This window comes from Nonomuraea sp. NPDC001636 (assembly GCF_040298265.1).
Taxonomy (GTDB): Bacteria; Actinomycetota; Actinomycetes; order Streptosporangiales; family Streptosporangiaceae; genus Nonomuraea.
Window position 1 is genome coordinate 60,830 of sequence record NZ_JBEOZT010000011.1, and the last position, 15,737, is coordinate 76,566.

Below are 15,737 nucleotides of genomic sequence, written 5' to 3' on the forward strand. Positions count from 1 at the left end.
TGAGGCAGAATCGATCCAGGAGGTGATCGTGGAATCCGTGCTGTCCGGCTTCATGGCGCCGTCGGGCTCGGAGTCGTTGCTGGAGCGCGCCTTCGTCGACGCCGTCGAAGGCGTCGGCGACCCCGACGAGCTGCGGACGCGCATCCTCGACGCGGCCTACGAGCAGTTCTGCCGGATGGGCATCAGGCGCTCCACCATGGAGGACGTCGCGCGCCTGGCCAAGGTGTCGCGGATCACCGTCTACCGGCGCTTCGACACCAAGGACACACTGGTCGAGCACGTGGTGCGCCGGGAGTTCCGCCGCTACTTCGACCGGTTCCTCATCGACATCGAGCAGGCGCGCACGCCGGCCGACCGGGTGGTCCTCGGCTTCGTCAGCTCGTTGCGGGCCATCCGCGGCAACCCGCTGATCGGCGGGCTCATCGCCACCGAGCCCGACCTGCTCGTGCCGTCCATGATGACCGACGGCGGCCAGACCCTCGCCACGGTGCGGCAGTTCGTCGCCGGCCAGCTCCGCCGGGAGCAGCGCGCGGGCAACGTGTCCGACGGCCTCGACGCCGACCTCGTGGCGGAGATGATGGTGCGCATCTCCACCTCCTTCCTGGCGATCCCCAGCGCCGTCATCGACCTCGACGACGACAGGCAACTCGCCGAGGTGGCCAGGCGCTTCCTGGTGCCCATGCTCCAGCCGCCCGCCTGACGCACGGGCCGGGTCTCACTTCCCGCCGGGGAAGGCGGCGCGCAGCGCGGCGCCGCGGGTGACGACGGCGACGCCGGCCAGGGCCAGCGCCGACAGGCCCTGGAGCACGGCGTACCAGGCCGGGCAGAGGCCGGGGATCAGGTCCACGCCGATGATCGCGATCGGCATGACGGTGGACAGGGTGCGCACCCGGTCGAACGCCTGGTACGACCCCGCCGCGGCGCGGACGGTCATCCGGTGCATCAGCGGAGCCATCGCGACCAGCACGACCTCCCGGACCCACATGAAACCGGACGCCTCGCCGCCGGTGAACGCCATCACCGCGACCACGCCGAGGACGATGACACCGACGGCCCCGAAGAGCGTGACGCACTTCTTCACCGTGGCGAGGGCCTCCTGCGCGCGGGCGTCGCCGAGGGCCGTCGTCGCGGTCGTGAGGTCGCCGGTGTTCGTCATGATCTGTCTCCTCCGTGTCGTTGTGGCAGCGAGCCTAGGAAGCACCCGCCGGGCCGGAACATGGGGTTGGCCGTACGGGTGGGTGGGGCTGGCCCCACTTCTGCCGGCGATCCCGTCCCGCCCGTCCCTCTTGACTTATTCTTTTGACCGACATATCTACTTTCCTGAAGGCATATTCCAGCCACGCAATGGTGGCCGATCAGATGAACTCCGAGGCGATTAGGCAATTCGTCTGGGACCATGAATTCGCGTCGTCACGTTCAGCCTTTCGCCGACCATCTGAACAGTGGAATGGAAATCCGCGATGTCTCACGCACCGGTTCCCTCCGACGTCTCCGCCTCCCCGTCCGGATCGATGTCGGGGCCGTCCCGGCGGGCCGTCCTGGCGGGTGGCGGCGCCGCGCTCGCCGCCGCGCTGGCCCCGGCCGCACCGGCGCGGGCCCGCGCGGCGCGGGACGCCGGCCCGACGGCCGTCACCTCCGGCACCGACTTCGCCGTCGCGCCCTCGCCCGACGGCCGCTTGCTCGCCCTCGACCTGCTCGGCGTCCTGTGGGTCTGCTCGGCCTCCGGCGGCGCCGCGCGCAGGCTCACCAGCGACCTGTACGACATCGCCCAGCCCGACTGGTCCCCCGACGGCGGGACGATCGTGTTCCAGTCGTACCGCGACGGCGTCTTCGACCTGTGGACGATCCGGCCCGACGGATCCGCGATCAGGAAGCTGACCACCGGCCCGTACGACCACCGCGAGCCCCGCTACAGCCCCGACGGCCGCACGATCGCCTACTCCTCCGACGCGGGCGGCAGCTACGGCATCCATCTGCTCGACGTCGCCACCGGCGCGAGCCGCGTCCTGACCGACGGCTCCGCCGAGGAGTACGAGCCGGCCTGGTCGCCCGACGGACGCAAGATCGCCTTCGTCGTCGCCGACACCAGGATCGACGTCGTCGAGGTCGCCACCGGCACGCGCGCCACCGCGGTCACGGTGCCCGCCGGGCAGGTCGTCCACCAGCCGTCCTGGCTGCCGAACGGCGCCGACCTCGCCTACCACCACTTCCACGCGGGCGCCAACGACCTGGCCGGCACCGCGGGCGCGCTCGTCACCGGCGAGGAGGTGTTCCCGTTCCGCGCCCGGTTCGCCCCGGACGGACGCTATTACTACACCTCCGCCGGCACCATCAAGGTCCGCCGCCTCGGCTCCACCACCGCCGGCACGGTCGGCTTCACCGCCGCGCTGACGACGACCACTCCGAAGTACCGGAAAAAGGTCCGGGTATTCGACCGGCCGGGCTCGTTCCCGGTCGTCGGAATCGGCAGCCCGGCCGTTTCGCCGGACGGCTCCGCCATCGCCTTCCGCGCGCTCAACGACATCTATCTCATGCGCGCCGGCGGCACCCCCGAACCGCTTTTCCGGGACCGCTGGTGGAAAGCCGACCCGGATTTCTCCCCCGACGGGCGGCGGCTGGCATTCGTCACCGACCGCACCGGCACGCTCAACGTCTGGGTCCGCGAGCTGGACACCGGCGCCGACCGGCAGGTGACCCGGTTGACCGACTCCGCCGCCCTGTCGGTCCGCTGGTCACCCGACGGCAGCGAGATCGCCTACCTGGACCAGGACGGCGCCCTGTGGGTCGTGGAGGTGTCCACCGGCGACCGCCAGAAGATCTACGACGCGACCTTCGAGCCGGGCCGCCCGACCTGGTCCCCCGACGGCAGGACGCTGGCGATGGCCGCGGTGGTGCCGTACTCGCGGCGCTACCGGGAGGGCCTGTCCAAGATCCTGCTCGTGGACCGGGCCACGGGCGCCGGCGCGTACGTCGATCCCGCGCCCCACCGGTCCCTGCAGACCCGGGGCGACGACGGCCCCGTCTGGTCGCCCGACGGCACGATGCTCGCCTTCGCCATGGAGTCGCTCCTGTGGGTGCTGCCCGTCGACCGGACCGGCCGGCCCACCGGCGCGGCCCGTCAGGTCACCCGCGAGGTCTCCGACGCCCCCGTCTGGGCCGGCGACTCGGCCACCCTGCTCTACCTGAACGAGGGACGTCTCAAGAAGGCGAGCCTCGACGGCAGACCCGCCCGGCCGGTCCCGGTGCCGCTGACCTGGCGCAACGACCCCGGCCCCGACCAGGTCGTCATTCACGCGGGCCGCATGTGGGACGGCGTCTCCGGCCGGGTCGTCCGTGACGTCGACATCGTCGTACGGGGCCAGCGCATCGCCGCGATCGAGCCGCACCGCGACGGACGGCCCGGCGACCTGATCGACGCCCGCGACAGGTTCGTCATGCCCGGCCTGATCGACATCCACCACCACCGCGAGATGCAGGGCTACGCCTACGGGTCGCGGCAGGGTCCGCTGTGGCTGGCGCTCGGCGTCACCACCACCCGCTCGCCGGGCTCGCCCGCGTACCACATGGTCGAGGAACGGGAGTCGGTGCAGTCGGGCGCCCGGCTCGCGCCGCGCTACCTGGGCACCGGCGAGGCCGTCGACGGGGCGCGCATCTACTACAACTTCATGCGCCCGACGTACTCGCACGAGCAGCTGCGGCTCGAACTGCGGCGGGCCGCCGCCCTCGACTACGACCTGCTGAAGTGTTACGTGCGGCTGCCGGTCGTCTGGCACCGGGAGGTCATCGACTGGGCCCACCGCCAGGGCAAGCCGGTCAGCTCGCACTACCACTACCCGGCGATCGCCATGGGCGGCGACCAGACCGAGCACGTCGGCGCCACCAACCGGTTCGGCTACTCGCGCACCGTCACGAACGTCGGCTCGGCCTACTCCGACGTCATCTCCATGTTCAACGCCTCGAAGATGGCCAGGACCCCCACCCTGTTCAACTCCTCGACCCTGTACCGGGAGGACACCTCGCTGGTCACCGACGAACGGGTGCGCCGGCTCTACCCGAACTGGCGGATGGCCGCGCTCCGGGCGACGGTCACCGCGGCGCAGACCGCCGACCCGGCGGCGGTCCAGGTGGTCCGGACGAACCTCGCCAACCAGGTCGCCCAGCTCACGGCCATGATCCGCGGCGGCGGCGTGGTCACCGCCGGCACCGACGCGCCGATCGACCACCTCGGGCTCAGCCTGCACATGAACCTGCGGGCCATGGTCCGGTACGGCCTGACCCCACGCGAGACGCTCACCGCCGCGACCAGCACGTCCGGGGCCTACCTGGGCCTCCCGCTGGGCCGGATCGCCCCGGGCATGTACGCCGACCTGGCCATCGTCGACGGCGACCCGCTGTCCCGCATCGAGGACGCGGCCAACGTCACCGCCGTCGTCGTCGGCGGCAGGCACCACACCGTCGAGCAGCTTCTCGCGCCCTATCCGTCCGCCACCGCCACCGATCAGGCGGCGTCCGCGGCGTCCGCGCCCGCCGGGCGGGTCAAGGCCCGCGTCCCCGTCCATCCGAGCACGGCGGGCCACTGGTGGAACGCCCCCGCCCACCTCGACGAGGCCCGCACCGCCTGCTGCGACGGCCACTGAACGGCCCCTGCTCGTGCCCGCGCGCCAGGTGATGGCCGTCCGGGTCAGGGCGCCGGAATGGCCGTACGGCCGATCCCGGTCGGCCGTTCGGCCGATCAAGGTCAACCGCACGGCCCCCTAGCGTCGGTGCCGACATCATCAGAAATGGGGGCTTTCTGTGCGTGCACGAAGAATCGTCACAGCCGTCGCCGCGAGCGCGACGCTGGTGGCGGGGATGGCGGTCACCGGCCAGGCGTCCGCGGACGTCAGGCGAGACCACGGGACCGACGCCCTGGCGACGTTCCACCGCCAGACGCTCGCCTGGCACCGCTGCGCGACCGGTCCGGCCGACGACGTCGGCGCGGCCCTGGACGCGGCGGGCGCCCAGTGCGCCGAGGTGACCGTCCCGCTGGACTACCGCAGGCCCCGGGGGCGGACCGTGTCGGTGGCGATCTCACGGATCAAGGCGGCCGATCCCGGCGCGCGCCGGGGCGTGCTGCTGATCAATCCCGGCGGTCCGGGCGGGAGCGGACTGCGACAGCCGCTGCTCGGCAGGCTCATGCCCGCCGTCGCGGCCCGTTACGACCTGATCGGGATGGATCCGCGCTTCGTCGGCCGCAGCACGCCGATCCGCTGCCGGTGGACGACCGACACCCCCACCCGGTCGGCCGGCCCGACCCGCCGCACGTTCGACGAGAGCGCCACGCTCATGAAGGAGCTGGCCGCCGGATGCGTCCAGGGCAACCGTGACCTGCTGCCGCACGCCACCACCCGCAACACCGCCCGCGACATGGACGTCATCCGCGCCGCGCTCGGCGAGCCCAGGCTGTCCTACCTCGGCTACTCCTACGGCACCTACCTGGGCGCCGTCTACACGCAGCTGTTCGGCGGCCGTGCCGACCGGTTCGTGCTGGACAGCGCGGTGGGCCCGGACGTCTACGGCCCCGACCTGCTGTCCGCGAACGGCCCGGCGATCGACGCCGCGCTGAGGCACTGGGCCGCCTGGGCCGCCGCCCGCGACTCCGAGTACGGGCTGGGCGCCACCGAGGCCGACGTCCTGGCCACCGTGGAGCGGGTGAACCGGGCCGCGACCCGTCGTCCGCTGCGCGTCGGCGGGTACCGGATCGACGCCCAGCACGTCCCCTACCTGCTGTTCATCCGCCTCTACGACGACAGCGCCAAGGCGTACGCGAGCTTCGCCGCGGAGGTGCGGACGCTGGCCGGCGCCGCCCGCGGCGACGCGGTCACCGTCCCGGCGTCGTTGAAGGAGACGCTCGACGGCCTGTTCACCGGGTGGGGGTCGGCCGAGGACCGGGCGGGCACCCCGATCCTCTGCGCGGACCGGGCCGCCTCCCGCGACCTGGAGTCCTACTACCGCGACATCCAGGCCCACCGCGCGGACGAGCCGCTGTTCGGGCCGATGACCCGCAACCTCGGTCCCTGCTCCTTCTGGCCGGCCGCGCCGGTGGAGGCGCCCACCGAACTCGGCAACGACGTCCCGCTGCTGGTCGTCGGGGCCGAGGGCGACCCCGTCACCCCCTTCCCCGGCCAGCGGTCCATGCACCGGGCGCTGACCGGCTCGCGCATGATCACTCTGCGCGGCGCCTTCCGCCACGGCGCCTACCTCGCCGCGGGCGACGCCTGCGTGGACGCCGCCGTCAACCGGTACCTGGTGGACGGCGTCCGTCCCGCCGAGGACACCACCTGCGACGCGACCGGCCGGGGATGACCCCGGCCGCGGATCGACAGGCGGGACCGGCCGGGGGCGAGCCCGGCCGCGGATCGATCGGCGGGCTGACCCCGCCGCGGGTCAGCCGGAGCGGGCGCGCCGGCAGCGGTCCAGCTCGGCGCGCAGGTCGCGGCGGAGCGCCCGGTCCAGGCCCGGCTGGGCGAGCGCGTCGGTGAAGTCGCGGGCCGCCTCCTCCCAGCGGCCGAGCCGGGCCAGCGCGGTGCCCCGGTTGTAGCGCGGCTCGGGCGCGGGCGACAGGGCCACCGCCCGGTCCAGGTCGGCCACGGCGGCGGTCACCTCACCGCGTTCGAAGCGGACGGCGGCGCGATTGGTCCACGCCTCGACCAGCGTCTCGTCGCCCTCCAGAGCCTGGGTGAACAGGTCCTCGGCCGGTTCGCCACGCTCGGAGCGGATCAGGCCGAGCGTGCACAGCAGCGCGGGGTCCTTGGGGGCCAGTTCGAGGCCGGCCAGCGCGTCCCGTTCGGCGGCGTCGAGCGCGCCGCGCTCCAGGTGGGCGTTGACCAGGGCGATCCGGGCGTCCAGGTGGCCGGGGTCGATGGCGAGCGCGTGCTCCAGGTCCTCGCGGGCCCGGTCGTCGCGGCCGCGTTCCAGGTGCAGCACGGCACGGTTGTAGTAGGCCTCGGGCAGGTGCGGCCCCAGGCTGATGGCGGTGCCGTAGTCCTTGATCGCGGCTTGGACGCGACCGGCCGCCCGGTGCAGGGCGGCCCGGTCCACGTAGTACTCGCTGTTGTCCGGGTCGTGGGCGATCACGCTGTCCAGGTCGGCCAGGGCCCGCTCCGGGTCGCCGAGTGCCAGGTGCACCTGGGCGCGGTTGTGCCGCAGGCGGGCCAGGTGCTGCGGGTGCTCGCCCGGCGCGAGCACGGCGGTCAGCCTGGCCAGCCCGTCGTCGACGAGCCGCAGCGCCTGGTCGGGCGCGCCCGACTTGGCGTCCAGCAACGCCAGGCCCTGCTCGTAGAAGACGGTGGAGATCACCTGGTGACGCGGGTCGTCCAGGCTCCGCGCCAGGTCGAGCGCCTGTTCCAGCCAGTGCCGGGCCTGCTCGGGGTCCTGGCGGGCGGCCGGGAGGTGGCGGGCGTACAACATGGCGGTGGCGTACGCGGCGGACATGTTGATCTTCGGGTCGCCGGTGGCGGCGCGGGCCTCGTCGTAGAGATCGAGCGCCTCCTCGGCGCGCTCCAGCGCCGCCAGGGCGGTGGCCAGGCCGGTGGTGCAGGCCCACCATTGCCGCAGGTCGCCGTCCGGGGTGACGAGGGCGCGTCCGTGGGCGGCGACGCGAGCCGCATGGTGGTAGAAGCCGCGGGCCAGGCCGTCGCCGAGGGCGGCGCGGACGGCGTCCGGGGCCGTGGGGAGCGGCGGCGGCTCGGCGGGGCCGTCGGCCCGCAGGTCCAGGCGCAGCGGGGTGGCGGCGGTCCGCGGGACCAGGGCGTCCAGCAGTTCGGCGGTGGTCTCGTCGGCGTTCGCGACGTGGTCGAAGGTGACGGTGACCGGGCGGCGGAGGGCGCCGGCCCAGGCGGCGGCGAACTCGGCGGCGCCGTACGCCAGGCAGGCGGTGCGGCGGGCGGGGTGGAACCTGATCGGCTCCTCCTCGGCGGCCGGCCGCGCCGTGCGGTCGAGCCAGGGGGCGATCGCGTACAGCTCGACCCGATGACGGGCGGCCAGGCGGGGACGGTCGGCGGCGATCGTGGCGAGGAATCCGGCGACCCCGGCGTAGGGCCCGTGGCCGCGGTGGCAGTCGTAGCGGTTCACGGCCGCACCGGGAACCGCAGGGGCGGGCACCCGAGGGCGCCCGCCGTCTCGGCACCTACCAGCACCACTCGATCCAGAGCCGGCGGGCCCCGGACATCAGGCGCTGCGTGCTCTTGCGGCGGATGGTCATCTTCTTCATGGGCGCCTCCCAGGGGGGGTGATCCACTTCAGGATGCCCAGAGCATAAACCGGCTTGTCCGAAATGAGTAGACCATCCGGAATCAAACATGATCTGGCCTCAAAATCGGCGGAACGCGTGGCGGAGATCTTGTCGGTGGCGCGATCTATCGTCCCGGCCATGACTTCAGCGACGCAGGCGTACACGTACGCCGCGCCCTCCTCGCTCATCGACGGTCGCCTCGGGCTGGCGACCTCCGGCGGCCGTGCCCTGTCCGGCCCCGCCGTGGCCCCCCGCTTCTTCAGCGGCGTGGTGACCCAGGCCGCCCCCGCCGCGGCGGCCCTGCTCGGCGTCGCCGACGTGGCGCTGGCCCGCTACCACCAGCCGCAGGAGCGGCCCGGCTGGGTGCGCGACCCGGTGGTGACGTGCAACGGCGACCGCCTGCGCTTCGAGTCGTTCTCCGCCTGCGGCGGCGTGTACGCCCGGCTCGACCTGCTGCAGGGCGCGCTCGACGGCGAGGTCTTCGACCGGGGCACCACCAACGTCGACGTGAACGCCCCGCTGCGGGAGGCGCTGGCGCGCATCGGCGCGCGCGACCCGCTGCACCTGGGCGTGGGCCTCGACGAGCTGGTCGTGACCACCACGGACGGCGCGGTGGTGGAGAAGAAGGTGCCGCTGCCCGAGCGCTGGCTGCGCGGGTTCGCCGAGGTGCAGGTCATCGCCTCGGGCATGGACCAGCGCGGCGAGCTGGCCGGCATGGCGGCGGTGCGCTTCCTGCGCGGGCTGCCCAGGAAGGGCACGGTGTGGGTGGCGCAGGCGGGGCGCGACCTGAAGGTCGCCGGCCATCCGGTCGCCGGATCCGTCCAGCTCGCCGGCCCCAACCGGCTCGCCACCCTGCTGCCGCTGCTCCGCTTCGCCAAGGCCCTGCGGGTGTACGGCCCGTCCGACGCCGCCTCCAGCGCCTGGGAGCTGGAGCTGCCGGGCATGCGCTACACGCTCACCCTCTCGCCCGAGCGCTGGCGCGGCTTCTCCGGCGAGGGCGCGGTGCTCGACGACCTGGCCACCGACGAGGCCGAGAACGACGCCGACCTGGTCGGCATGCTGCTCAACTTCGAGCCCGAGGTCGAGATCGGCCTGCTGGCCGACCGCGCCGGCATCCCCGCCGACCGGGTGCGGGCCGCGCTGACGCAGCTCGGCGTCGCCGGCCGGGTCGGCTACGACCTGGCCGAGGCCGCCCACTTCCACCGCGAGCTGCCCTACGACAAGGACAACGTGACCGTGCTCAACCCGCGGCTGGCCAAGGCGCGCCGGCTCGTCGAGGCGGGCGCCGTGCGGCTCGACGGCGAGTCGGCCACCGTCCGCACCGCGGGCGGCACGCGTCAGGTCTCGCTGGCCGACGGCTCCTGCACCTGCGAGTGGTGGTGGGACCACCGCGGCTCCCGCGGCCCGTGCAAGCACGTGCTGGCCGCCCGGATCGTCGCCCGCGCCGCCGTGGAGGTCTCCCGATGACCACCTGGACGGAGATCCGCGACCTCGTCGTCCGCAACGAGTCCGGCCGCCTGGCCGACCGGCTGGTCACGCTGACCGAGCGGGAGCGCGCCGAGCTGGCCGGGCAGCTGCCCGGCCTGGTCAAGGAGCTGCGCCGGGTCCGCACCGAGCAGGTGCGCGCCAAGTACCCCGACGACTTCGGGGAGATGGTCTCCTGGGAGGTCGAGAAGCTGTTCACCGGCATGGCCAGGGCGCTGCTGGTGGCCGGCGTCGGGCTCATCACCGGCCCGGCCGCCGCGGTGACGTGGATGACCGGCCGCGACGTCAACCGCCGCTGGGCGCCGGCCATCAGGGTCGACCAGGTGTGCCGGGTGGCGGCCGCCCGTCCGCCGGAATGGCGCCGGGACGTCGCGGTCCGGCTGGCCCGGCGGGTGCGCCGTCCCGCCGACCGCGTCGCGCCGCTGGCCCTGGAGCTGCTGCGCCAGTCCGGCGCGGTGCCGCCCGACCACGACCCGCTGGTGGCCGCCTGGCTGTCCCTGCCGACCGTGCCGGACGACCCGCTGGCCCCCGTGCTGCTGCCCCGGGTCTTCGACGCCGACGGGGCCGGCCGCGTCCTGCGGGAGGAGTCGCTGCAGCCCCGGCCCACCCGCTGGCTGGCCGCCGTCGCCCGCAAGATCCCCAGGGAGCAGGCCCTCGACGGTTGCGTGCGCCGGTTCCTGCGCGGCGGTGAGCAGCAGGATCTGCGGTTCTTCGTCCGGCTGCACACGCTGCTCGACCCCACGCCCGCGGAGTCGGCTGCCCGCCTGCGCGACTACCTGCGGTTGTTGCCGTCCGCGCCGGGCACGGTCGCCGAGTCGGCCGCCGCGCAGGTGCGCGCCGCGCTGCCGCTCGACCACGCCGACCTGGTCGAGGCGGTCGACGCGCTCACCTTCCGGGCCGAGGCCAAGCTCGCCGCCACCGGCCTGCGCTGGCTCGACCAGGCGATCCGGGCCAGGCCGGAGACCGCCCCCGACTTCGTCACCGCGCTGACCACGGCGTACGGGCACACGTCCTTCGACGTGCGCAACCGCGCGGTCGAGCTGACCCTCAGACACGCCGCCCTGCTCACCGACCACGCCGAGGCGATCCTCGACGCCGTCCGCGACCTGCCCGCCGACCTGGGCGCGAAGCTGGCCCGGCGGTTCGGCGGGGAGACCCCGGTCGAGGAGCTGCCGGCACCCAAGGAGTTCCCGCCGCTGCCCGAGCCCGCGCAGGCGCTGCCCTTCCCCGAGCCGTCGATCTTCCCCGGCGGGCACGAGCCCTGGATCGACGAGGAGCGCTGGCTGGCGGCCTTCGTCACCGGCGTCGCCGACGACCGGGCGGGGCTGCGCCGCAGGCTCGCCCCCCACGTCGAGCAGGCCCACGCCGAGCAGGCCCACGGCCGGTGGCGGCTCAAGGACGTGTGCCTCGATCCCGGCGAATGGCGGGCGGCGCTGGCCGCCGAGCTCGTCACGCCCGGCAGCGTGCCGGAGCTCCCGCCGATCCAGCCGGAGCGGTTCTGGGAGCGCGCCGGTCACTCCGTGGGAGTGCGCGCCGTCCCCCGCGGGCAGGAGCCCGGCCGGGAGCCGTCGACCCTGCGGATCACGGTGGGCGGCGGCCACCGGCCCGGCCGCTTCCTCGACGACGACGCCCCGCTGCGCGCCTTCTCCATCACCTGGACCAGCGACGAAGGCCCCGCCACGGCGGTGGCCCGCGAGGGCGGCCAGGAGATCCCCTTCGCCGGCGGCCGGATCCGGCTGAACGAACCCGATGATCCCCGCCCGGTGCGGAAGAGACCCGGCGCCCGGTACGACGACTCCGTGGAGGCCATGCCGTACCACCTCCTCGACCGCGCCTACGACGAGATGGCCGCGCTCGGCGTGGACCCCGCCCGGATCGCGGCGATGCGGCTGGGGGAACCGGTGCCGCCGCCGGGCCCGGACGAGCCGCTCGCGCAGGTGACCGTCGTGTTCGTCCCGCCGCGGCGGCGTTCGTACCTGCCGCAGGCGCTGTCCGAGCAGGACGAGTGGCGGCGGCGCAACCGCCTGCCCCGCCTCGGTCGGGTCGCCCCGCTCCACGACTTCCTGCTGCACCGCTACGCCGAGCTCGCCGCGGCCCTGCGCGAGGACGCCCTCCCGCCGGTGCTGCTGGCCACGCCGACCTGGACGAGCGGCCATCTCGACCCCGACGTGCTGGTCGGCCGGCTGGAGACGTGCGCCGCCGCCGGGGTGGAACCGCTCCCCGCCGACCTGGCGCAGGCGCTGCTGCGGTTGCCGCGGGGCCGCCATCCGGCGGCGGCCGAGCGGGCCGCCGAGGTCGAGTCGGAGGCGGCGCGGTCGGCCGCCCGCTGGCTCGCCGGTGACGGCATGGCCGACCCCGAGTGCGGCCACGGCTGGCGGCACATGGTCGCCGCGTCCATGGTCGAGTTCGGCGACGGCGACCCGGAGCACTTCACCGAGGTCAGGCTGCGGCCCGAGCTGCGGGTGACGGCCCCGACCGGCCATCGGCTGATCGACGAGGTGGTGCTGCGCGAGCCGTCCGGCCGGGCGGGCAGCGAGTCCGGTCACACTCTGGGGGCGTGGCCCGCCGTGCTGCCCTCCCACCGCGAGGTCGTGGCCGTCCACTTCCTGCCCTACCTGCTGCAGCGCCACTGGGGCGCCTGGCGCGCTCCGGCGGAGATCATCCGCCTGGAGCTCGCCCAGGGGCCGATGGGCGAGTCCACGGCGCTGATCCTCGCCTTCCTCCTGGCCGACGGGGTGCCCGGCATGATCCCGCTGGTCCTGCGCCTGGCCGCCAGGGGCGAGCTGCCCGCCGAGGAGATGGGCCGTCAGCTCGCGCTGGTGCTGCGCCGCACCTGGCAGGAGACCACCCGCGCCATCGCGGCCCTGACCCGGCTGGCCGAGTCCGGCGGCCACCACGAGGTGTGGCGCGTCATGCGGGCCCTGCTGCCCGTGATGGCGCCCGGCGAGGGGCGGCGGGTCACCGTGAGCCACTCCCGGCTCGTCGCCTTCGCCACCGACGTGGCGCTCTGGACCGGCGCGCGCGGGGAGATCCCGGCCGTCGCCGAGTTCGCGGGCAGCCGCCGGACGACCCGCTTCGCCCACGCCTGCCGGCGCCTGCACGCCCAGCTCACCGGAGCCACGTCATGACCGCCGACGACGTCCGCGCCGAGATCAGGCGCCTCGTGCTCGCCTGTGACACCGAGCGGCTGGCCGTACGGCTGCCGGACCTCACCGGCGCCGAGCGGGCCGCCGTCGCCGCCGAGCTGCCGGGCCTGCTCGCCGAGCTGCGCCCGCGGCTGCTGGCCGCCCGCTGGAACGCCTTCGACCAGCTCACCGGTCCCGCCGAGGCGCTGATGATGGTGGGCGCGGCGACGGTTCCCGGCCCGGCCGGCGCGGCCACCTGGCTGATGAAGCGCGACCTCGACCCGGGGACGTCCGGCGCGCCGGGCCCGCACCGGCTGGTCAGGGCGGTCTCCGGCCGCCCGGTGGCCTGGCGGGCCGAGCTGGCGGTCCGGCTCGCGCGCCGCGTCCGACGTCCTGACGACCGGGTCGTGCCGCTGGCGCTGGCGCTGCTGCGCGACGGCCCGGTTCCCCCGCCCGACCACGAGCCGCTGGTGGCGGCCTGGTTGTCGGCGGCGACCGTGACCGACGACCCGCTGACGCCCCACCTGCTGCCGCGGATCTTCGAGGCGGCCGGCGCGGGCCGGGCGCTGGCCGAGGAGCAGCTCACCCCCGAGCCGTCCCACTGGCTGGCCCTGACGGGCCGCGCGCTGCCGCGCGAGCAGGTCATCGCGGGCTGCGTGCGCCGTTTCCTGCTCGGCGGCGACCCGCGTGACCTGCGCTTCTTCGTCCGGCTGCACACGCTGGTGGCGCCCACGCCGGCGGAGTCGGCCGGGCGGCTGCGCGACTACCTGCGGCTGCTGGCCACCGCGCCGGGCCCGGTCGCCGAGCTGGCCTGGCGGCAGGCGCGCGGGGCCCGGCTCGACCCGGCGGACGTCGCCGAGGCCGTCGAGTCGATGACCTTCCGCCCGGAGGCCGGGCTCGCGGTGAAGGGCCTGACCTGGCTCGACCGTGACCTCGGCGCCCGCCCGGAACGGGTGAACGACCACGTCAGGGCGCTGACCAACGCGTACGGGCACGCCTCCCACGAGGTGCGCGACCGCGCGGTGGCCCTCACCCTCAAGTACGCCGGGCACGTCACCGACCCCACAGCGCTCCTGGAGGGGGCCGAGCTGCTGCCCCCGGCCTCGGCCCGGCGGCTCCACGAGCGCTTCGGCGGGGGCCGGACCGGCGGTTTCACCCCCGGCCGGCTGCCCGAGGCCGCCGTGCCAGGCCCGTTCCCGGTCTGCGGCCCGGAGGCCGGTCCGCCGGCGGAGGCAGGCTGGATGGCCGTCGAGGCGTGGCTGGCGGCGGTGGTGCGGGAGGCCCACGCGGACCCCGGTTCCCTGCGCGAGACGCTGGCCAGGCGGTTCGGCGAGGAGCTGCGGCCGGTGCTCTACGACATGCCGGTGTGGGAGTCGCCGCGCGACTGGTGCACCGCGCTGGCCAGGGAGCTGGTCAACCCGGGCGAGGATCCGGGGCCGCCCGGCTCGCGTCCGCCGCGGGAGTGGCCGCCGTACCGGAGCACGCCCGGCGACGTCGGGCAGGCCCTGTACGACGGCGTGGTGAGCCTCGCGGCCACGGCCTTCCGGCTGCTCCCCGGCCTGCGCACGATGCTCCCGCTGCACGACCTGCCCGACGACGTGCAGGAGCGGCTGCTGCGGACGGACGACGTCGAGACCGATCTCTACGACCCCGGCGCCCGACCGGCGCCCGCCGAGTGGAACCGCCTCCCCCGCCCGGAGGAATGCGCCGGCCCCCACGCCTTCCTGCTGTCCCGCCTCGACGAGCTGCTGCGCGCCGCGAAGGCCGGCGCCCTGCCCCCGGTCCTGCTGGCCACGCCCACCCGCGCCGACGGCCACCTCGACCCCGGGACCCTGCTCACCCGCCTGGCCGGGTGCGCGCGCTCCGGCCGCGAACCGCTGCCGTTCGACCTGGCGCAGGCCCTGCTGCGGCTGCCCCCCGATCCGGCCCCCGACCTGGCCGAACGGGCGCGGGGCAGCGGCTCGGAGGCCGCCGCCGCGGTGGCCCGCCGGCTCGGGCGCGGCGCGCCGCCGCCGCCGCGGGTCGAGGTGACCTGGACCCCCGACCTCGGCTCGGCGCCCCACGAGCAGGTCCCCGACCGGCGTGGGATCGCCGCCGTGAGCTGGCCTCCCGCCGAGCCCACCGGCCTCGCCGCCGTCGACGCCCTGCTGGCCGCGCCCTCCCGGAGAGGCTTCTGGCGCGGGTCACGTGACTTCTGGCCGCGCATGACGCCGCACCACCGGGAGCTCGCGGCGGCCCATCTGGCGCTCTGCCTGCTCGACTACTCGGTCCCGCCCGGCATCGACGACCTGCGCGGCCTGGCCGTGGCCGACGGCGAGTCCGGCCCGGCCACGGCCCTGGTCCTGGCCTTCCTGCTCGCCGCGGAGGGCGACGACGCGGTGCCCCCGCTGCTCCAACTGGCGGCCAAGGGCGCGCTGCCCGCCGCCGGGACGGGCCGTGCGCTGGGCATGCTGAGCCGCCGCGGCGGCGTGCGGCCCGACCTCGCCCTGCCGTCACTGGAGCTGGCCGCCCGGCAGGGCGCGCACGCCGAGGTGTGGACGATCCTGCGCCACTTCCTGGCCGTCTTCCTCCCGCACGGGGGCGAGCGGGCCCGGCGTGCGCACACCGACGCCGTCGTGCTGGCCACGGACGTCGCCATGTGGGCCGGCGCGCGCGGCGAGATCCCGGAGGTGGCCGCCCACGCGGGCAGACGCGGCTCGACCTCGCTCACCCGCGCCTGCAGGGGCCTGCACCAGGCGCTGACCCGAGAGCCCTGAACCAGCCCTGCACCGGCCCTGCACCGGCCCCGCGCCGATCCGGCGCCGATCCCGCCGACCAAGCCGAACCGGCGGCGGGATCAGCGCCGACCAGCCGAA

At 75.2% G+C, this 15,737-nt stretch carries 8 protein-coding genes; 6 read left to right on the forward strand and 2 right to left on the reverse strand.

Features of this window, described 5'->3' with window-relative positions:
* The first annotated feature begins 28 nt into the window (after window positions 1–28).
* Window positions 29–700 carry a TetR/AcrR family transcriptional regulator gene (locus ABT158_RS21855; RefSeq protein ID WP_502911560.1) on the forward strand — a complete coding sequence of 224 codons (672 nt, stop codon included), beginning with the start codon at window positions 29–31 and terminating at the stop codon, window positions 698–700.
* Window positions 701–715: 15 nt separating this feature from the next.
* On the opposite strand, the gene ABT158_RS21860 is transcribed toward ABT158_RS21855, so the two are convergent.
* Entirely contained in the window at window positions 716–1,156 is a 441-nt protein-coding gene (locus tag ABT158_RS21860) for a hypothetical protein (RefSeq protein ID WP_352355989.1), read from the reverse strand.
* A 304-nt stretch (window positions 1,157–1,460) separates the two neighbouring features.
* Between ABT158_RS21860 and ABT158_RS21865 the strand changes: the two genes are divergently transcribed.
* On the forward strand, window positions 1,461–4,637 hold the full coding sequence (locus ABT158_RS21865; RefSeq protein WP_352355991.1) for an amidohydrolase family protein: 3,177 nt from the start codon (window positions 1,461–1,463) through the stop codon (window positions 4,635–4,637).
* 157 nt (window positions 4,638–4,794) lie between these two features.
* Window positions 4,795–6,345, forward strand: coding sequence for an alpha/beta hydrolase (locus ABT158_RS21870; protein ID WP_352355993.1), 1,551 nt, complete (start codon window positions 4,795–4,797; stop codon window positions 6,343–6,345).
* 81 nt (window positions 6,346–6,426) lie between these two features.
* Here ABT158_RS21870 and ABT158_RS21875 read toward each other — a convergent pair whose 3' ends face one another.
* A complete protein-coding gene (locus ABT158_RS21875; protein WP_352355995.1) occupies window positions 6,427–8,112 on the reverse strand; it encodes a tetratricopeptide repeat protein in 1,686 nt (561 codons plus the stop codon).
* 298 nt (window positions 8,113–8,410) lie between these two features.
* Here ABT158_RS21875 and ABT158_RS21880 point away from each other — a divergent pair, with 298 nt between their 5' ends.
* From ABT158_RS21880 to ABT158_RS21890, 3 genes are read left to right on the forward strand one after another with little or no spacing between them, the layout of a single operon-like run.
* Entirely contained in the window at window positions 8,411–9,739 is a 1,329-nt protein-coding gene (locus ABT158_RS21880) for an SWIM zinc finger family protein (protein WP_352355997.1), read from the forward strand.
* Window positions 9,736–12,885 carry a hypothetical protein gene (locus tag ABT158_RS21885; protein ID WP_352355999.1) on the forward strand — a complete coding sequence of 1,050 codons (3,150 nt, stop codon included), beginning with the start codon at window positions 9,736–9,738 and terminating at the stop codon, window positions 12,883–12,885. Before ABT158_RS21880 ends, ABT158_RS21885 begins: the two co-directional genes overlap by 4 nt.
* On the forward strand, window positions 12,882–15,638 hold the full coding sequence (locus ABT158_RS21890) for a hypothetical protein (protein ID WP_352356001.1): 2,757 nt from the start codon (window positions 12,882–12,884) through the stop codon (window positions 15,636–15,638). Before ABT158_RS21885 ends, ABT158_RS21890 begins: the two co-directional genes overlap by 4 nt.
* Window positions 15,639–15,737 lie beyond the last annotated feature (99 nt).